General features: G+C 38.4%; 18 protein-coding genes. 17 read left to right on the top strand and 1 reads right to left on the bottom strand.

Features of this window, described 5'->3' with window-relative positions; translation table 11 throughout:
• Nucleotides 1-7: 7 nt before the first annotated feature.
• On the bottom strand, nt 8-1,258 hold the full coding sequence (locus tag IPU53_RS13590; RefSeq protein WP_207451632.1) for a replication-associated recombination protein A: 1,251 nt from the start codon (nt 1,256-1,258) through the stop codon (nt 8-10).
• A gap of 535 nt (nt 1,259-1,793) precedes the next feature.
• On the opposite strand from IPU53_RS13590, the gene IPU53_RS13585 reads away from it, so the two are divergent.
• From IPU53_RS13585 to IPU53_RS13505, 17 genes are all read left to right on the top strand, one after another.
• Complete coding sequence (locus IPU53_RS13585) at nt 1,794-2,453, top strand: YczE/YyaS/YitT family protein (RefSeq protein ID WP_313886496.1); 660 nt, start codon at nt 1,794-1,796, stop codon at nt 2,451-2,453.
• A complete protein-coding gene (cymR, locus tag IPU53_RS13580) occupies nt 2,450-2,869 on the top strand; it encodes a cysteine metabolism transcriptional regulator CymR (protein WP_207451526.1) in 420 nt (139 codons plus the stop codon). The genes IPU53_RS13585 and cymR overlap by 4 nt, the downstream gene beginning before the upstream one ends.
• 41 nt (nt 2,870-2,910) lie before the next feature.
• A complete protein-coding gene (locus IPU53_RS13575) occupies nt 2,911-4,053 on the top strand; it encodes a cysteine desulfurase family protein (RefSeq protein WP_207451524.1) in 1,143 nt (380 codons plus the stop codon).
• A 14-nt stretch (nt 4,054-4,067) separates the two neighbouring features.
• Nucleotides 4,068-5,183 (top strand): tRNA 2-thiouridine(34) synthase MnmA, encoded by a 1,116-nt coding sequence (mnmA, locus tag IPU53_RS13570; RefSeq protein ID WP_207451522.1) that lies wholly within the window; start codon nt 4,068-4,070, stop codon nt 5,181-5,183.
• Nucleotides 5,184-5,342: 159 nt separating this feature from the next.
• Nucleotides 5,343-6,011, top strand: a complete 669-nt coding sequence (locus tag IPU53_RS13565) for a tetratricopeptide repeat protein (protein ID WP_207451520.1) — start codon at nt 5,343-5,345, stop codon at nt 6,009-6,011.
• A 20-nt stretch (nt 6,012-6,031) separates the two neighbouring features.
• Nucleotides 6,032-8,431 (top strand): SF1B family DNA helicase RecD2, encoded by a 2,400-nt coding sequence (gene recD2 / locus IPU53_RS13560; protein WP_207451518.1) that lies wholly within the window; start codon nt 6,032-6,034, stop codon nt 8,429-8,431.
• A 26-nt stretch (nt 8,432-8,457) separates the two neighbouring features.
• Entirely contained in the window at nt 8,458-8,973 is a 516-nt protein-coding gene (locus tag IPU53_RS13555; protein ID WP_207451516.1) for a PRC-barrel domain-containing protein, read from the top strand.
• Nucleotides 8,945-9,133: a hypothetical protein gene (locus tag IPU53_RS13550; protein ID WP_057989149.1), complete on the top strand. Its 189-nt coding sequence runs from the start codon at nt 8,945-8,947 to the stop codon at nt 9,131-9,133. Before IPU53_RS13555 ends, IPU53_RS13550 begins: the two co-directional genes overlap by 29 nt.
• 252 nt (nt 9,134-9,385) lie before the next feature.
• Nucleotides 9,386-10,456: an AI-2E family transporter gene (locus IPU53_RS13545; RefSeq protein ID WP_207451514.1), complete on the top strand. Its 1,071-nt coding sequence runs from the start codon at nt 9,386-9,388 to the stop codon at nt 10,454-10,456.
• Nucleotides 10,457-10,765: 309 nt separating this feature from the next.
• On the top strand, nt 10,766-13,390 hold the full coding sequence (alaS, locus tag IPU53_RS13540; RefSeq protein WP_207451512.1) for an alanine--tRNA ligase: 2,625 nt from the start codon (nt 10,766-10,768) through the stop codon (nt 13,388-13,390).
• 178 nt (nt 13,391-13,568) lie between these two features.
• A complete protein-coding gene (locus IPU53_RS13535) occupies nt 13,569-13,835 on the top strand; it encodes an IreB family regulatory phosphoprotein (RefSeq protein WP_207451511.1) in 267 nt (88 codons plus the stop codon).
• Nucleotides 13,836-13,838: 3 nt separating this feature from the next.
• A complete protein-coding gene (gene ruvX / locus IPU53_RS13530; protein ID WP_207451510.1) occupies nt 13,839-14,255 on the top strand; it encodes a Holliday junction resolvase RuvX in 417 nt (138 codons plus the stop codon).
• Nucleotides 14,256-14,267: 12 nt separating this feature from the next.
• Nucleotides 14,268-14,552: a DUF1292 domain-containing protein gene (locus IPU53_RS13525; protein WP_207451509.1), complete on the top strand. Its 285-nt coding sequence runs from the start codon at nt 14,268-14,270 to the stop codon at nt 14,550-14,552.
• A gap of 216 nt (nt 14,553-14,768) precedes the next feature.
• Complete coding sequence (gene mltG, locus IPU53_RS13520; RefSeq protein ID WP_207451508.1) at nt 14,769-15,938, top strand: endolytic transglycosylase MltG; 1,170 nt, start codon at nt 14,769-14,771, stop codon at nt 15,936-15,938.
• Nucleotides 15,935-16,576, top strand: a complete 642-nt coding sequence (locus IPU53_RS13515; protein WP_313886495.1) for an O-methyltransferase — start codon at nt 15,935-15,937, stop codon at nt 16,574-16,576. The genes mltG and IPU53_RS13515 overlap by 4 nt, the downstream gene beginning before the upstream one ends.
• 194 nt (nt 16,577-16,770) lie before the next feature.
• The gene (gene greA / locus IPU53_RS13510) at nt 16,771-17,247 is read left to right on the top strand and encodes a transcription elongation factor GreA (RefSeq protein WP_207451507.1); all 477 of its coding nucleotides are present in this window, start codon (nt 16,771-16,773) and stop codon (nt 17,245-17,247) included.
• A 161-nt stretch (nt 17,248-17,408) separates the two neighbouring features.
• On the top strand, nt 17,409-19,136 hold the full coding sequence (locus IPU53_RS13505; protein ID WP_207451506.1) for a penicillin-binding transpeptidase domain-containing protein: 1,728 nt from the start codon (nt 17,409-17,411) through the stop codon (nt 19,134-19,136).
• Nucleotides 19,137-19,204 lie beyond the last annotated feature (68 nt).

Here is a 19,204-nt window from a genome sequence, read left to right as displayed (position 1 = left end):
GCTATTTTTATTCACGATTATTCTTCCTAATTTTCTCATAGACCGTTGCTAAGGCCTGTTCAAATTTACCTGTCTTTTTAGGATCATAATATTGTTTGTGCTTTAGTTTATCAGGGAGGTATTGCTGTTTCACCCAGCCACTCTCATAGTTATGAGGATATTTATAATCAATTCCTCTGCCGAGTTTTTTGGCTCCTTGATAATGTGCATCCTTTAAATGAAGAGGAACCTCCCCGCTTTGTCCTGCTCTAATATCACTAAGTGCTTGATCTATAGCGGTTATGGCTGAATTCGATTTAGGGGACAGGCATAATTCAATCACAGCATTGGCCAGCGGAATACGCGCTTCAGGAAATCCGATTTTTTCAGCTGTTTGGATCGCAGCAAGGGTTCTAGATCCCGCTTGAGGATTGGCAAGACCAACATCTTCATAGGCAATTACTAAAAGCCTTCTAATAATACTTGGCAGATCCCCAGCTTCGATCAACCGCCCTAAATAATGAAGAGCTGCATTGACATCACTGCCCCTAATCGACTTTTGGAAACCACTTAAAACATCATAATGAGCATCGCCATCTTTGTCATGGGCTAGGCTTTTTTTCTGTAAGCATTCTTCTGCGACGTTCACCGTAATATGAATTTGACCGTTTTCAGCAGGATCAGTTGATAAAACAGCTAGCTCTAAAGCATTTAAAGCGCTTCTAGCATCCCCATTGCTTGCCGTAACAAAATGATCTAAAGCCTGTTCTTCAATGGAGATGGAATAAGTACCAAGCCCACTCTCTGGATCTTCTAATGCTCGTTTTAATGTCTGTTTAATTTCATCTTCACTTAATGGAAATAATTCGAAAATTTGACAGCGGCTTCTGATTGCTGGATTAATCGCATGGTAAGGATTGCTTGTTGTGGCTCCAATTAAAATAATTGTACCGTTTTCCAAATAGGGAAGTAAGAAATCTTGTTTTGCCTTGTCAAGACGATGAACCTCATCAAGCAAGAGGATTACTTTTCCACTCATTTTCCCTTCAGCGGCGACCACTTCTATATCTTTTTTATTATTTGTCACGGCATTTAAAGCACGAAAAGCATATTGTGTGCTTCCAGCAATCGCGCTGGCAATCGATGTTTTACCGATTCCAGGAGGACCATATAAAATCATGGACGATAATTGCTTTGCCTTGACCATTCTTGCTATAATCTTGTTTTCACCAACTAAATGTTGCTGTCCCATCACCTCATCGATGTTTTTGGGACGCATTCTAAAAGCTAAAGGTTGTTTCTTCACAAATATCTCTCCAAACTGCTTGAGTACTATAAAATCTTAGCTTATGGATAACTTTAAGGTTGTAATTGACATCCAGCTCCAGCGCATAGACCCGAGAAACTCACAAGATGTGAGTTCATCGGCGTTGCGATGTACAGGATGTACTAGTACAGACGAAGCGACAGGACGTCGCGGTTGAGTCTGTCGCCAAGACGGTGCGAATTTAGCCTTTCTCCCTAGATCAAGGCGCTTACGCTTTTGTTTTGGCTTAGGAAACTATAAAATTGTCGCTTGTGAATAAGTTGAAATTTTGAGTTTTGTGTCGTCTAGCTCCAGGCGCCATCGGCTCGAGGTCAAATAACCTGAGACAATGAAAGGCAAAAAACGCCTTTCTTTGTCTCAGAACATTTGCTTGTCGCCGATAGGCGGGCGCCTTGCGCTTTTGTTTTTATCATACCAAAATAGTCAGATATATGCATTCAATATGATGGATATGCTATAATAGTGAAATGCGAAGGAGTCTGATGAGGTGAAAAATGTAGAGCTATATAAACGATTCTTCCTTTTTGTGATCGGGCTTCTCATTATGTCTTTTGGGATTGTCCTTATGATCATATCAAATTTTGGAGTATCTCCATGGGATGTTTTACATGTTGGTCTCTATTATCAACTTGGTTTAACAATTGGAACATGGTCTATTCTCATTGGATTCATTGTGTTAGGAAGCTCGTCTTTATTAATGAAAAGATGGCCCAAATTTGGCGCCTATTTGAATATGATTCTTGTTGGATTTTTCATTGATATGTATATGAAAATTCCCTTTCTGGTCGAACCAGATCATATGGTCGAGAAGTTTATCATGTTTTTTATTGGGATGATCATTAACGCATATGGAATGGGAATCTATCTTTCAGCTGAAATGGGGGCTGGTCCTCGAGACAGCTTCATGCTTGCTTTACAGGAAAAAACAGGCTGGAAAATTGCGACAGTGAGACGAATCATGGAAGTGATTGTCCTTGCAATTGGCTGGATTTTAGGAGGACCTGTTTTTTATGGAACGATTATCTTTAGCCTAACGGTAGGTACTTTTATTGGATTTGCATTACCTCAATGTCAGTTTATAGCAAGAAAGTTTTTAAAGGTGAATAATAAATTAGATCAAAGAATAGAACGGAGTGCAGAATTATGAAAATCTCAACTAAAGGAAGATATGGATTAACTATAATGATTGAATTAGGTAAGAAATATGGAGAGGGCCCGATTTCACTAAAATCAATTGCCAAAACACATAACCTTTCTGAACATTATTTAGAGCAGCTTGCTGGGCCATTACGAAATGCTGGTTTAGTGAAAAGTGTCCGAGGTGCTTATGGAGGGTACATCCTCGCTAATGAACCAGCGAAGATTACGGCAGGCGATATTATTCGTGTATTAGAGGGGCCGATTAGTCCAGTTGAAGGCATTGAAGAAGAAGAACCTGCCAAACGCAATTTATGGATGAAAGTCCGCGATGCAGTGAAAGATGTTTTAGATAACACGACCATTGAGGATCTAGCTAATTATGAAGAGGATGGAACAGAGACCCCTTATATGTTTTATATTTAAATCTGTTCAAGGGTCAGTTTGAAATGAAATAGGTGAGAGAATTGGAAAGAATTTATTTAGATCATGCAGCAACGACTCCGCTGCATCCACTCGTACTAGATAAAATGACAGAGGTCCTAAATACAACATTTGGAAATCCCTCTAGTATTCACTCTTTTGGCAGAGAATCACGGAAACAATTGGATGATGCTCGGTTGATAGTAGCTCAAAGTATCGGGGCTACTCCTGATGAAGTCGTGTTTACGAGTGGGGGAACAGAAGCAGATAACTTAGCCATTTTAGGAACAGCTCAAGCAAAGAAACATTTTGGTAAACACATTATTACCTCTAAAATCGAGCATCATGCTGTTCTTCATACATGTCAGTATCTGGAGAAAGAAGGGTTTGACGTCACCTATTTAAGTCCTAATGAGCAAGGAGAAATTCTTCTAGACTCAGTAAAAGCGGCCCTCCGTCCTGATACCATTTTAGTGACAATTATGTATGGAAATAATGAGGTAGGATCATTGCAACCAATAAGGGAGATTGCTTCTTTATTACAATCCCATCAAGCGCTTTTTCATACAGATGCTGTTCAAGCATATGGAGTAAAACCGATTGATGTCACCGAGTTAAGCGTTGATTTGCTGTCGGTAACAGCTCATAAAATCAATGGTCCAAAAGGAATTGGCATGCTATATATAAAGGCTGACACAGGCATTGTCCCTATTTTATATGGCGGAGAGCAGGAAAGAAAGCGGAGAGCTGGTACGGAGAATTTGCCGTCCATTGTTGGTTTTGCCAAAGCGGCTCAAATCGCAATGGATGATTTAGAGAAGAAAGCAGAATTTTTTTCACAGCTAAAAGCTACAATGATCAAAACATTCGAAGCGGAAAAAATTGATTGGAATTTAAATGGTGCGCTTACTGAAGGTTTGCCACAGATCCTGAATATTAGTTTCCCGCAAACCGATGTGGAATCAATGCTTGTGAATCTTGATTTAGTCGGGATTGCGGCATCTAGTGGTTCAGCCTGTACAGCAGGTTCAGTCGAACCTTCCCATGTTTTAGTTGCGATGTTTGGCGAAGGATCGGAGCGGGTTCGCAATTCGGTTCGCTTTAGTTTTGGGATTGATAATACAGAAGAACAAATGGTGAAAGCAGGAAAGGAAATCGCTAAAATCGTTCGTAGGTTTCAAAATTGAAAGGAAGATTTAAGATGAAAAAAGCACCAAAAGATACCCGAGTAGTTGTCGGTATGTCTGGTGGCGTTGACTCTTCTGTTGCCGCTCTTTTATTAAAAGAGCAAGGCTATGAAGTTATCGGTATTTTTATGAAAAATTGGGATGATACTGATGAAAATGGAGTCTGTACAGCAACAGAGGATTATAATGATGTCATCAAAGTCTGTAATCAAATTGGCATCCCTTATTATGCCGTAAATTTTGAAAAGGAATATTGGGATAAAGTATTTACGTACTTTCTCGATGAATATAGGGCTGGGAGAACACCTAACCCAGATGTGATGTGTAATAAAGAAATTAAATTCAAAGCCTTCTTAGATCATGCGATGAATCTTGGGGCAGATTATCTTGCTACAGGACATTATGCTCAAGTAACCAATGATGGAAAAGAAGTTAAAATGTTAAGAGGCTTGGATGAAAATAAAGATCAAACATATTTTTTAAACCAATTAAGTGGGCAACAATTGGAAAAAGTCATGTTTCCATTAGGGGCATTATGTAAAAAAGAAGTACGTGAAATAGCTCAAAAGGCTGGGCTTGCTACAGCTTCGAAAAAAGATAGTACAGGCATTTGTTTTATCGGTGAAAGAAATTTCAAGGAATTTCTACAAGGCTATTTACCTGCACAAAAGGGCCGGATGGAGACATTAAATGGACAAAAGATGGGGCAACATGATGGGCTCATGTATTATACGATTGGTCAACGTCATGGCCTTGGGATTGGCGGAGAAGGTGAGCCATGGTTTGTGGTTGGAAAGGATCTAGAAAGAAATATATTGTTTGTTGAACAAGGATTTCATCATCCAACCCTCTACTCAGATTCCATGATTGCGACAAATATCAATTGGATATCTACTATACCAAAACCGGCAATTTTTGAATGTACAGCTAAGTTCCGTTATCGCCAACCAGATGTAAAGGTGGAAGTGCATATTTTACCAGGAAAAGAAGTAAAGGTGATCTTTAAAGAGCCTGTAAGAGCTGTTACACCAGGACAAGCGGTCGTTTTCTATCAAGAAGATGAATGTCTAGGTGGCGGAACAATTGATCAGATTTATAAAGAGGATTCTCAACTTATGTACGTTGGGTAGACAATATACAATATATAACTTTTAGAAATGTCAGTCGACCACGGCTGACATTTTTGATTGAAAATTAACGATTCTCATCAGGTAATGAGATCGTTGAGAAACCATCAGCAATCAATTTTATGCTATAATTTCATTAGAAAATGGTTCGGAGTGTGAAGTATGGATAAAAATAAACAGGCAATCGAGTTATTACAAGAAGGAAAGATTGAAAAAGCAGTTCAATTATTTACTGAAGTGATTGAAGAGAACCCTAAGGATCCCGTCGGGTACGTGAATTTTGCTAATGTACTGATCTCGATTGGAGAAACAGCACGTGCTGAATCGTTTTTACAAAAAGCGATTGAACTTGATGATCAGGCTGCAGCCGCTTTTTATAGCTATGGAAATTATTATTTTAATCAAGAAAAATATGATCAAGCTGTAGGGATGTTTGAGAAGGCGCTCGCAAATGGATTGGATACCAATGATTTGTATTATATGCTTGGTATGTGTTTTATGTCCTTAGGTAAATTTACCCTTTCGCTTCCCTATTTACAAAGAAGTATAGAATTAAATGAGGATGATGTAGAAGCAAGATTTCAATATGGTTTGGCATTAGCCCAATCTGAAGCCTATAAAGAAGCGATCGACCAACTACAAATCGTCATAGAAAAAGATCCACAACATGCGGATGCTTATTATAATGTAGCAATCGCTCATGCGGTTACAGAAGCAGACCCCGATTACATCCTCACATTATTAGATCAAGCAGTAGCCATTCAACCAGATCATGTATTAGCCCTAAATGCAAGAAAGGCTGTTGTAGAATTATTGGAAAGTAAGAAATAAAGCTGTTAGGAGAGAGAAGTATGGATGTGCGGCAAGACTCGCTTGATCTTTTTTCTGAGCAGGAAAAATATATTCAAGGACATCACCTTGTGACTATTTTTCATAATGAAGAAAATTTCTATTCTGTGGTCAGAATAAGGATTGAGAAAACAGATATGGAAATAAAAGATAGAGAAGCCGTAATTGTCGGCCATTTTCCAAAATTACAGGACGAAGAATCGTATGTTTTCTATGGGCAAATGAAGGAGCATCCTAAATTCGGTCTGCAATTTAGTGCAAGTCATTTTAAAAAGGTAATGCCGCAAACCAAGCAAGGGATTGTGACTTACTTGTCCAGTGAATTATTTAAAGGAATTGGCAAAAAGACCGCCGAAAGAATTGTAGAAGAGCTCGGAGAAGCTGCGATTAGTCGAATTCTTGAACAACCATCCTTACTTGATTCGATTCCAAAATTAGCCCCAGAGACGGCAAAAGATTTGTATGAGACATTACTGGAACACCAGGGGCTTGAAAGAATTATGGTTGGGTTAAACCAATATGGATTTGGTCCACAAATCTCTATGAAGGTTTACCAGGTTTATAAGGAAGAAACCTTGACTATTTTGGAAAGAAATCCTTATCAATTAATTGAAGATGTAGAAGGGATTGGATTTGGACGAGCAGATGAGTTAGGTTCACAATTGGGGATTACTGGGAATCATCCGGATCGAATTAAAGCGGGCTGTCTCTATTTGCTTGAGCAAGATTGTTTGAAAAATGGACATGTGTACCTTGAATCAGAAGAATTATTAGAAAAAGTAAAAGGATTATTGGAAGATAGTCAACATATAGAAATTCCCTATGATAATATTGCACAAGCGATTATTAGTCTTGAAGAAGAAGGGAAAATTATAGGCGAAAAAAAGAGGATCTATTTACCTTCGCTTTATTTTGCCGAAAAAGGAATTGTAACAAATCTTAACCGGGTGATGGAACAGACGGAATATGCTGATCAATTTCCTGAATCGGAGTTTTTATTAGCATTAGGGAAATTGGAGGAACGATTAAATGTTCAATACGCACCGTCACAAAAAGAGGCTATACAAACGGCTTTGACTAACCCGATCATGATTTTAACAGGTGGGCCAGGTACTGGGAAAACGACCGTTATTAAAGGGATTGTCGAACTTTATGGTGAGCTGCATGGCTGCTCGCTGGACCCAAAAGCTTATAAACAGGAAGAGCCGTTTCCTATTCTGTTAACAGCACCAACAGGTCGAGCAGCAAAAAGAATGTCAGAGTCAACGGAATTACCGGCCATGACCATTCATAGGCTCTTAGGAATGACAGCACAGGAGAATCTCGATTCTGATGGAGAGCGGGAATTAGAAGGTAAATTATTGATCGTTGATGAAATGTCGATGGTTGATACATGGCTAGCACATCAATTATTTAAAGCACTTCCTTCTCAAATTCAGGTGGTATTGGTAGGTGATGAAGATCAATTACCTTCTGTTGGACCAGGACAAGTATTAAAGGATTTATTAAAATCACATGCGGTTCCAGTTGTTCAATTAACGGATATTTATCGGCAAAAAGAAGGTTCTTCCATCATCGAGCTTGCACATCAAGTGAAAAAAGGTGAAATCCCCACTGATCTATTAGAACCACAAAAGGACCGCTCTTTTATCAAATGTCATACAGATCAAATGAGTGATGTGATCAAACGAATTGTTTTAAGTGCTAAAAAAAAGGGATACACCGCCATGGATGTCCAAGTGTTAGCTCCGATGTATCGAGGACCTGCAGGAATTGATGCAATGAATCAAATCTTACAAGAAATATTTAATCCAAATGAAGATCAAAAAAGAAAAGAACTTTCATTTGGGGAAACGAAATATCGAATTGGAGATAAGATTTTACAACTTGTCAATCAGCCTGAAAAAAATGTTTTTAATGGCGATATCGGCGAAATTATCTCAATTCTAACGGCAAAGGAAACGACCGAAAAACAGGATATGGTGATTGCATCCTTTGAAGGAACAGAAGTCACTTATACAAGAACAGATTTGAATCAAATTACGCTGGCTTATTGCTGTTCCATACACAAATCTCAAGGAAGCGAATTTCCAATCGTCATTATGCCAATCGTGCGTAGTTATTATCGCATGTTAAGAAGAAATCTATTATATACAGGGCTTACCAGAAGTAAAAAGTCTTTAGTTTTATGTGGGGAAGAACAAGCGTTCCAAATCGGGATCCAAAGGGAAGATGATCAACAAAGGAAAACATCTCTTTACGAAAAATTGAGTTCATTGCAATTGAACGAGGAAAAAGAAGTTGGCGAAGAATTATCGGAAGAGACGTGGATGATGATTGATCCGATGATTGGAATGGAAAATGTTACACCTTATGATTTTATGGAGGTCGAGGGAAAATAAAGATGTTCGGAAAGGAGTAGATTCTTTTGCGGACCTTTTCCCTCTTAAAGGACACGCCTATATATGATCATCAAGGTGAGCTTTTCGGCTCAGTTTGTGATATTTGTATTGAAGAGAATGGCCGTGTAACTCATTTATTATTACAGAAAAAAGGGTTAATGGGGAAGAAATTTATTTTGCCAATGGAAGAAGTAACTGCTTGGGAAGAGAGCGGGATCACGCTTCGCTCTGACGACAAACTTAGATCCTATAGCAAAGATGAGCGGACATATACCATGACACATGATCAGCCTCTAACCAAAATTAAGACCATTTCTCAAGAAGGAGAAACCTTAGGTTTATTAGATGATGTATATTTTTTAGAAGAGATGGGCACCATCGTAGGGTATGAGCTGACAGATGGTTTCTTTTCTGATATCACCAAAGGAAAACGAATCATTCGGACTTCACTTCCACCCCAGATTAGAAAAGAGACACTCGTAATGTCAGTGAATAAGTTACGAGGTGGTCATGATGATGAAATGTCCGAATTGCCAAAGTAAGGATCTCGGTAAGATCGGCGTCAATCAATATTATTGTTGGAATTGCTTTATTGAATTATCCATTGGGAAGGAAACAATCCATACTCATCAAGTCGAAGAGGATGGAAGCCTAAGTTCATTGGATGATTTATTTGATGAGCAACTCCGCAAGCTTAGTTAATTAGCAAGAGGCTGGACAAAACTAAAAAGTTAAGCTCTAAAACCGTCCTGGCGCAATGCCTTCCTGGCCTACATCCTGTAAGCCTGAGGAAGCTCACCAGCCGCCCGCGGAAAGCGAAGTATATTTCCGGAGCGGAGGATATGCATTATACTAGTTCGGTTTTTTTGGGTGAAAACACTTTTGTCCCAGCCTCTTTTTTTTTACATAAATTCTCCCTTCGCATGAGAAACTAACAGCGAGGAGGGAGAACCTTTGAAAGAGCGTCATCTCCAATTTATTATAAAACTTAGTATCGCATTACTCATTTTTCTAACTCTTTATTGCTTCCTACTGATCAAACCAGTATGGATACCTCTATTAAGAGCGATAATGATTGGAGTGATGCCTTTTTTATTAAGCGGATTTATCGCTTATCTTCTGCATCCCATTGTTATTCGTTTAGAGAAGTTCGGTATCAATAGAACATTAGCAATTACGGTTATTTATGTGGTCTTTTTTGTAGGAATGGGTTATGGACTTTATGCTGGAATTCCGATGTTTATTCGTCAACTTCGAGATTTTTCAGACCAGCTCCCGATTTTTATCGGACAATACCGAGATTGGATTCATCATCTAGAAGTATCAACATCTCATTTTCCCGACGGCATTCAAGATCAAATTGATGATAAGATTGACGCGCTAGAAAATTGGTTCAATCATTGGATTGAAAAAAGCATTAATTCTCTTGTTAAGTTAATCGACCATCTTGTGATCATTGCGGTCATTCCGTTTATTTCCTTTTATATGCTCAAAGACATTTCGTTATTAAAAAGAGCCGCGTGGTACATAGCGCCAAAAAAATGGCGTGGAAATGGACAGAAATTTCTCGAGGCGGTAAATGAATCATTGGGTGGATATATTCGCGGTCAAATTTTAGTGTGTGCTTTAGTCACTATCTTGTCGGCTATTACCTTGGTCATTTTAAAAGTAAATTATCCAATTATGTTAGGAATTTTTATTGGCGTTACGAATATTATTCCTTATTTTGGATCTATTATTGGCTTAGTTCCCACAGTGGCGATCGCTTTATTAACTTCACCCAAATTAGCGATTATTACCACGATTGCGATGCTTATTATTCAATTTTTAGAAGCGAATGTTTTATCACCATTTATCGTTGGGAAATCCCTTCATATGCATCCGCTATTTATTATGGCAGCCTTAGTTGTTGGAGGGGAGGTCTTTGGAGTAATAGGAATGATATTATCCATCCCAATTTTGGCTGTAATAAAGATCGCGATTGTTCATTCTAGGGACTATTTAATAAAAACTAGACAGTCATAGATTGACAAATCATGCTTCTCTTTCTATAATGCGATTATGGATTAAGTTAATAAATGGAACTTGATGAAGGATCTAGTTGTTAAAAAAGGGCGGATACTAGAGAGGAATTTCCAAGGCTGAAAGAAATTCTATTCGGAGCATTAACAACACGCCAATCCTGAGAGCAGCTAATCCCTGCCGTTTGCTGCGTTAAAGCACTGAGTGGGTCATTGGTTTTATTATGTGACTCATCAGGGTGGTACCGTGAATAATAGCTTCGCCCCTGTATAGGGACGGGGCTTTTTTATATTTTTTTAAGGAGTGAAAGAGATGAAACAATTAACTGGTGCAGAAATTAGACAAATGTATTTGGATTTTTTTCAGGAAAAAGGTCATAAAGTCGAACCGAGCGCATCCTTAATTCCTCAAGATGATCCAACATTACTGTGGATTAACAGCGGGGTTGCCACTTTAAAGAAATATTTTGATGGACGGGTAAAGCCTGAGAATCCTCGTATTGTCAATGCACAAAAATCAATTCGCACAAACGATATTGAGAATGTAGGGAAAACTGCAAGACATCACACTTTTTTTGAAATGCTGGGTAATTTCTCGATCGGTGATTATTTTAAAGAAGAAGCGATTGAATGGGCATGGGAATTCCTAACAGATCCGAAATGGATTGGTTTCGAGGAAGAAAAATTATCAGTGACAATCCATCCTGAGGATGATAAGGCTTTTGCCCTTTGGCATGAGAAAATTGGTTTACCGGAAGAGCGAATTATTCGCTTAGAGGAAAATTTTTGGGATATTGGAGAAGGCCCAAGCGGTCCCAATACGGAGATTTTCTATGATCGAGGTCCTGAGTATGGCGATGATCCAAATGATCCCGAACTTTATCCAGGAGGAGAAAATGAACGTTATTTAGAGATTTGGAATTTAGTTTTTTCTCAATTTAATCATAATCCTGATGGAACATATACGCCTTTACCAAAGAAAAACATTGATACAGGGATGGGCTTGGAAAGAATGACCTCTGTTATTCAAAATGCCCCAACCAACTTTGACACAGACCTATTTTTGCCGATTATTCGTGCAACAGAGAAAATTTCTGGTCAAACCTATGAGGCAGCAACAGGAACAGCCTTTAAAGTCATTGCGGATCATATTCGTACAGTAAGCTTTGCGATTGCCGATGGGGCTTTACCTTCCAATGAAGGCCGTGGTTATGTATTGCGTCGTTTATTGAGAAGGGCTGTACGATATGCTAAACAAATTCAAATTGAAAAACCGTTTATGTATCAATTAGTCCCGACTGTTGCAGACATTATGAAGGATTATTATCCGAATGTTATGGAGAAAACGGATTTTATTCAAAAAGTGATGAAGAATGAAGAGGATCGTTTTCATGAGACATTGCATGACGGATTAGAGATTTTATCTGTGATGATCCGACAGGCTAAGAAGGAAGGCAAGACGGTGCTTGAAGGGGCCGACGTATTCAAGCTGTATGATACGTATGGTTTTCCTGTAGAATTAACGGAAGAGTATGCTGAGGAAGAACAAATGGGCATTGATCACTCTGGTTTTGAAAAGGCAATGGAGCAGCAGAGGGAAAGGGCAAGATCTGCACGTGAAGATTCAGCATCAATGCATATTCAAGGGGGCGTACTAGGTGATATCAACGTGGAGAGTGAATTTATCGGCTACGGACAGTTAAGCGTGGAAACGAAAGTCCAAGCGATTGTAAAGGATGGAAAGCTAGTCGTATCTGCAGCTACGGGAGATGAAGTGGAGTTTATCCTTGAAAAGACACCTTTTTATGCGGAAAGCGGTGGTCAAGTTGCGGATCATGGGCAGTTAACCAGCGGGGATTTACTCGTACAAGTAACAGAAGTTCAGAAGGCGCCAAATGGGCAAAATCTCCATAAAGCAAAGGTAGAGGCAGGAGTATTGAAGGAAGGTATGGCAGTATATGCTCAAGTAGACGAAACGAAACGTCGTCATACTGAAAAAAATCATACGGTTACTCATTTACTGCATCAAGCTTTAAAAGATGTACTTGGACAACATGTAAACCAGGCTGGATCTTATGTTGGTCCCGATCGGCTTCGTTTTGACTTTTCTCATTTCGGGCAAGTAAAGCCAGATGAATTAGCAGAAATTGAACATATTGTGAATGAGAAGATTTGGGAATCATTACCTGTCGTGACTGAAACGATGCCGATTGACCAAGCGAAAGAGAAAGGGGCCATGGCTTTATTTGGTGAGAAATATGGTGAAGTGGTTCGCGTTGTCTCTATTAGTGATTATAGTCTAGAATTATGTGGTGGATGTCATGTCAGAAACAGTGCTTCCATTGGCTTCTTCAAAATTCTCTCTGAGAGTGGAATTGGTGCTGGAACACGAAGAATTGAGGCTGTAACGGGTCAGGCTGCCTATGAACTCGTCAATAGCGAATTAAAGAAGCTTGGTACGCTAGCAGATCGTCTGAAAACAAAACCAACAAATCTCGTTCAGAGAGTGGAATCCCTGTTAAATGAATTAAAAGAAGTTCACCGTGAAAATGAATCTTTATCAGCCAAAATGGCGAATCAAGAAGCAGGGGAAATACTTGATCAAGTCGAAATGATTCAAGGCGTTAAGGTTCTAGTGAGTCAGGTTCATTCAACGGATATGAATACATTAAGAACAACAGTTGACGATTTAAAACAAAAAATATCTTCAGGTATCATTGTTTTGGCTTCAAGTCATAACGGAAAAGTGAATATTATTGCCGCAGTTACAAAGGATTTAACTGAAAAGTATCATGCCGGGAAATTAGTAAAGGAAGTTGCAGCTATTTGCGGCGGCGGTGGCGGCGGTCGTCCAGATATGGCTCAGGCTGGAGGGAAAAACCCCGAAAAATTGGAAGAAGCGTTAAACTATGTCAAGGATTGGGTGAAATCCGTTTGATTCCAAGTCGAAATCATGTACAATAAAGGTAATGTTTAACAATTGGGCATATCTTTAAGAGGATGTTCAAAAAGTTCGGTGAAAATATGTCGGCAGATGGTTGGATGTCAGTGTCGAAGCCGACTTGCTCCTTTTTGAACATCACTTTTATGGTATGTCTTAAGAGAGGTGTTATATATTGAGCTCTTTTGATAAAACAATGCGATTTGATTTTCATGAGGATCCGATGGAGCGGGAAGTAAAAGAGGTTTTATTACAGGTATATGGAGCTCTTCAAGAAAAGGGATATCACCCGATTAACCAAATCGTTGGTTACCTACTTTCCGGGGATCCAGCCTATATTCCACGTCATCAGGATGCACGGAATATGATGCGAAAGCTAGAAAGAGATGAAATCATTGAAGAGCTAGTTAAATCGTATTTAAAGCAGCATCGAGAGGAATAATATATGCGAATCATGGGTTTAGATGTAGGGTCCAAGACAGTTGGTGTAGCAATCAGTGATGAAATGGGGTGGACTGCCCAGGGGGTAGAGACCATCCCAATTGATGAAGAGAAAAATAATTTTGGCTTTAATCGAGTCAAGCAGGTCATTGACGAATACAACGTAGAAAAAATTGTCGTTGGTTTCCCGAAAAATATGAATAATACGGTTGGTCCAAGAGGAGAAGCTTCCAAATCCTATGCCGAAAAATTGGAGACGCAATTTCAGTTACCAGTTTTATTATGGGATGAGCGTTTAAGTACAATGGCAGCTGAACGCGTATTACTTGAAGCAGATGTAAGTCGAAAGAAAAGAAAAAAGGTTATCGATAAAATGGCCGCTAGCATGATTTTACAGGGCTATTTAGATAGCCAACAATAATGAGGTGAAGATATGGAAAACGGTGATAAATTTATTACAGTTGTAGATGAAGAGGGAAATGAACAGTTACATGAAATTTTATTCACCTTTGATTCAGAAGAATTTAATAAATCGTACGTATTATACTTCCCAGCAGGAGCGGAAGAAGATGAGCAGGAAGATATCGAAATTCATGCGTCTGCTTACAATCAAAATAATGAGAGTGATGGGGGAAATCTGCAACCCATTGAAACAGAAGAAGAATGGGATATGATTGAAGAAATGCTAAATACTTTTCTGGCTGAAGAAGAGGAATAGCAGGAACAATCTTCCGAATAATGAAAGAGATGGACCTAGCTCATAATAAAAGCTAGGTCCATCTCTTTTATTCCGCATGAACGGACAGTACCTCCCCTTTTTCACTTCAGTTTTTAATGTTATATTTCATTTTACGAGTAAATTAGACATTTTTTATAGTATAATGAACAGGAAAAAATATAGAGTAGCTTTTTTGCTTCATAAGGGGGATTGTACGTGGCGGGTAAAAGTCGCGAGAAAAACAATAAATTATCCAAAAAGACGATCATTAAAAATAATTTGATTGAGAGAGGAAATGAGGCGAGAATCATTAGAAGAATTGTAGCCATTATCGCCCTGATTTTAGTATTGGCTGCGGGGGGAGTTTTCTTGGGGGGATATATATATATTGAATCATCATTGAAACCACTTGATCCTGATAATCAAAAGCAAAAAGAGGTTGAAGTTCCTATTGGATCCTCCACAAGCTCGATTGGACAATTATTAGAAGAAAAGAAAATTATTAAAAATGGAACGATTTTCAAATATTATGTAAAATTTAATAACATTTCTGGATTCCAAGCGGGAAATTACAAATTTTCTCCTTCTATGACATTAGCGGAAATTACGGATGCACTGCAAACGGGGAAATTAGTCAGCAAAGAAGTATTTAAGATCACTGTGCCTGAAGGATTTCAACTAGAGCAAATTGCAGAAGTAATGGCTAAACAAACGGATTATTCAGCAAAGGAGATTATGGAAAAATTAGACGATCCTAAAACAGTGGATGAATTTGCGGAAAAATATCCGGAAATTATTACAGATGATATGAAAGCTGATGCAATTAAGCATCCATTTGAAGGATACCTTTATCCTGCAACATATTCTTTTTATGAGGAAAAGCCATCATTAGATGCGATTATCGATCCAATGATAAAGCAAACGCAAATTGTGTTAGCGAACTATACCGAGGCGCTTTCTGAGAAAAAAATGAGTGTTCATGAATTGTTGACGATGGCTTCTTTAATTGAAAAAGAAGCAACAGCTAAAGCCGATCGCCAAAAGATTGCAAGCGTCTTTGTGAATCGTATAGAGGAAGATATGCCTTTACAAACAGATCCAACGATTGCTTATGCCTTAGGGGAACATCAAGTAAGGACAATGTATGAAGATCTGCAAGTAGATTCTCCTTATAATACGTATGTGCATAAAGGATTAACACCAGGCCCCATCGCAAATGCTGGTAAGGAGTCGATCGAAGCTGTTTTGAATCCTGCTGATACCGATTATCTTTACTTCCTAGCAGAGTATGGGACAGGTGATGTCTACTTCGCAAAAACATTGGAAGAGCATAATGCTTTAAAGAAAAAACATATAACAGATAAAAGGAAGGAAGCTTCGGAGTGATAGATGAATCGGTAAGAAATTATCTCCACTCTCTTATGGGCACTCGTCCAAGTATTTTTTATGAGATGGAGCAATATGCCAAAGATGAACATGTTCCTATTATGGATTTAGCCGGTATAGAAGTGATGTTACACATGATGAAGCTCCAAAAACCGAAACGCATTTTGGAGATCGGCACAGCTATTGGATATTCCGCTCTTAGAATGGTAGAGGCTTTAGCGGATAGCCAGATCGTCACCATAGAAATCGACGAATCAAAGGTGGAAAGAGCTCAATATTATATCCAACAAGCTGGTTTTAAAGAAAGAATCAACATCATCCATGGAAATGCATTAGATGTTTTTGAAACAGTGAGCATATATGGTCCCTTTGATACTATATTTATTGATGCTGCGAAGGGACAATATAAAAAATTCTTTGAAATGTACAGCGATTTACTGGCACCATCAGGATGTGTTTATATTGATAATGTTTTATTCAGAGGATTAGTAGCAGATCCAACTATTGGGGAAAATAAAAGATTGACAAAAATAGCAGAAAAGCTGGAAAATTTTAATCAATGGTTAATGAGCCAAAATGAATTTGAAACAGTTATTCTCCCGGTTGGGGATGGCTTGGCAGTGAGTCGGAAAGTATAAATATTGATATTCATTTGTAATTGTGTAAAGATAAGCCTATCTTGAACAAAAGTTATTTTTGTAATAATATAGCATAGATACTATATATACATGTACTCACATGAAGAACATGCGCGCCTCTAAATAGGCGCGTTATCATGTATACATTCAATATTTAATATATAGAGGTTTTAAACAGATAAGGAGTGAAGGGAATGGCTGTCGAAAAGGTTTACCCAATGACAGAAGAAGGTAAAGAAAGACTTGAACAAGAACTAGAAGAATTAAAAACGGTTAAAAGAAAAGAAGTTGTGGAACGTATTAAAATTGCTCGTAGTTTTGGAGATCTATCTGAGAATTCGGAATACGATTCTGCAAAAGAAGAACAAGCTTTTGTAGAGGGACGTATCACAACTTTAGAAAATATGATCCGTAATGCGAAAATCATTGAGGATGATGATCTGAATTCAGATACGGTCACATTAGGGAAAACGGTCACATTTATTGAACTTCCTGATGGTGACGAAGAAACGTATACGATTGTTGGAAGTGCGGAAGCAGATCCGTTTGAAGGAAAAATATCCAACGATTCTCCAATCGCCAAAAGTTTATTGGGCCATAAGGTAGATCAAGAAGTGAATGTGCAAACACCTGGAGGAGAAATGAAAGTAAGACTTGTTTCAATTCAATAAAGAATAAAAGAGGAGCCTCTCATAAGTCAGTTAATGGACTTTTGGGAGGCTCCTTCTTCAATAGTTCTTTGGCTGGTGATGGAAGCGACAATTTACCCTTTATTTTCCAGCTATAGGTTGATTAATTGTTAAAAAGGCAACACTGTTCTTGAGGTGGTTGCATGAGCAAGAAACGTGTTGTCTTTTTATCAATCAGTATTCTATTAGGATTAGGACTATTATTAGGAAGATTAATGCAAATTCAATTATTTCAAACCGAAAATTTTTCGAAACATGAGGTTAATCTTTTTGAAGAAAGTGTGAAGCAAAGGACACAGCAAGTATTCATTGATGATGGACGCGGACTGTTTTTAGATTCAGAGGATAAGCCACTTTCACATCGTGAAGAGATGGTTCTGGTGTTATTCCCTTTTTTAAAAGGGATTGAGTGGGATCAAAACGGAGTAGCTGAAATTTTACAAGTTCCATCAAAGCAGTTAACAGCGAAAATAGAGAATGCTGCATCTCCTTTTATTTATGGGGAATTAACCGAGTTACAAGCTAATAAGATCAACGAATTAAATATTCCTGGAGTTGTTTCCTTAAAACGAAAATGGATTCCTGATACATTACCGGCAGCCCAACTTATTGGTGTAGTTGGTGAAAATAATGAAAAACTCAAAGAAAGATATCCGGAAAAAAATATCAGTGATTTAAAAATAGGAGTTACCGGCTTACAAGAGCAATTTGATGAATTTTTATTACCTGATACACCGACGAAGTTAATTTTTCATGTGGATGCAATAGGGAACCCTTTGTTTGGCGTTGATGTCAAATATACAGGTGAGAATAATCCGTATTATCCCCTTAATGTGAAAACGACGATTGATCGAACGATACAAGAAAAAATGGAATCGCTACTAGATCAATATGAAGTTGAAAATGGTGGGGCTATTTTATTGGATATCGAAGCAGGTACAGTGATTGCGGATGCATCTCGTCCTGTTCTTAACAGTCAAAGCCCTTTTGATGATAAAGGGGTGGTCAATCAAATGTTTGAAGCGCAGATTCCAGGGTCTATATTTAAAACAGTTGTGGCTACAGCGGCGTTTGAAGAAGGATTAATAACGAATTCGGACCATTTTAATTGTAATCTTGATATTAGGGGCGATAGTGCTAAGCGCCAATTAGGTGAGTTGAATATAGAAGATAGCTTTGCGCGTAGTTGCAATCGTACATTTGCGGAACTTGCCAATAAAATTCAGGACAAGGACCCCCATTTATTAGAAGCTTATGCCGAGAAATTAGGTTTAATTGGAGCTCAGAGCTGGGAGGGGAATGTTTTTTATCTGAATGACTTTAAACAATTTACAGCTTCTACAGGAAGAATATTTTTGCAAAATCATGATCAAGTTGACCATAATTTTATTTCGCAAACTGGAATTGGCCAGCATGAGGTTCGTGTCTCACCAATCGGAGTTGCCAATATGATGGCGACGATTGCAAGGGGAGGGAAAGGGAAATCGATTAGGATTGCATCTGAGATTCAATATGCGGACGGAAGCTCAATGTTTGAATTTCCTGCCCAGGATAAAAAAGACATATCGATTTCAACTGCTACTGCACAAAAAATGCAGCAATTACTTCGAAAAGTTGTAACAGATCCAGAAGGAACGGGTGCTTATTTTCAAAATCTCCCTTATGATGTGGCAGGGAAGAGCGGTACAGCACAAACAGGTATGCAAGCTGAGGATGAGCAGTTGTATAACAAATGGTTTGCTGGTTATTTTCCTTTTGAAAATCCCAAATACGTTCTTGTGACGGTTAATTTAGGGGTGAAAGATGATCAAGGCTCAGTAACAAGTCTTTATGCTGATTTAGTTGAGATGATCCATGAGGAAGAAAATTGAATAGCAAATAAGAGAAAATTTAATTCACGTTTTTTCCTGTCCATGATATGATATAGACAATGGAAATG

The organism is Bacillus sp. SD088 (genome assembly GCF_017355205.1).
Classification (GTDB): domain Bacteria; phylum Bacillota; class Bacilli; order Bacillales; family Bacillaceae_C; genus Lederbergia.
This window is presented reverse-complemented; position numbering and strand designations above follow the sequence as displayed.

Bases quoted from the DNA above. Each gene is read 5' to 3' on its own strand.
- ruvX (WP_207451510.1), top strand. From the start codon at position 13,839: ATGCGAATCATGGGTTTAGATGTAGGGTCCAAGACAGTTGGTGTAGCA.
- greA (WP_207451507.1), top strand. From the start codon at position 16,771: ATGGCTGTCGAAAAGGTTTACCCAATGACAGAAGAAGGTAAAGAAAGA.
- IPU53_RS13550 (WP_057989149.1), top strand. From the start codon at position 8,945: ATGATGAAATGTCCGAATTGCCAAAGTAAGGATCTCGGTAAGATCGGC.
- cymR (WP_207451526.1), top strand. From the start codon at position 2,450: ATGAAAATCTCAACTAAAGGAAGATATGGATTAACTATAATGATTGAA.
- IPU53_RS13565 (WP_207451520.1), top strand. From the start codon at position 5,343: ATGGATAAAAATAAACAGGCAATCGAGTTATTACAAGAAGGAAAGATT.
- IPU53_RS13505 (WP_207451506.1), top strand. From the start codon at position 17,409: ATGAGCAAGAAACGTGTTGTCTTTTTATCAATCAGTATTCTATTAGGA.
- alaS (WP_207451512.1), top strand. From the start codon at position 10,766: ATGAAACAATTAACTGGTGCAGAAATTAGACAAATGTATTTGGATTTT.
- mnmA (WP_207451522.1), top strand. From the start codon at position 4,068: ATGAAAAAAGCACCAAAAGATACCCGAGTAGTTGTCGGTATGTCTGGT.
- recD2 (WP_207451518.1), top strand. From the start codon at position 6,032: ATGGATGTGCGGCAAGACTCGCTTGATCTTTTTTCTGAGCAGGAAAAA.
- IPU53_RS13525 (WP_207451509.1), top strand. From the start codon at position 14,268: ATGGAAAACGGTGATAAATTTATTACAGTTGTAGATGAAGAGGGAAAT.
- IPU53_RS13590 (WP_207451632.1), bottom strand. From the start codon at position 1,258: ATGCGTCCCAAAAACATCGATGAGGTGATGGGACAGCAACATTTAGTT.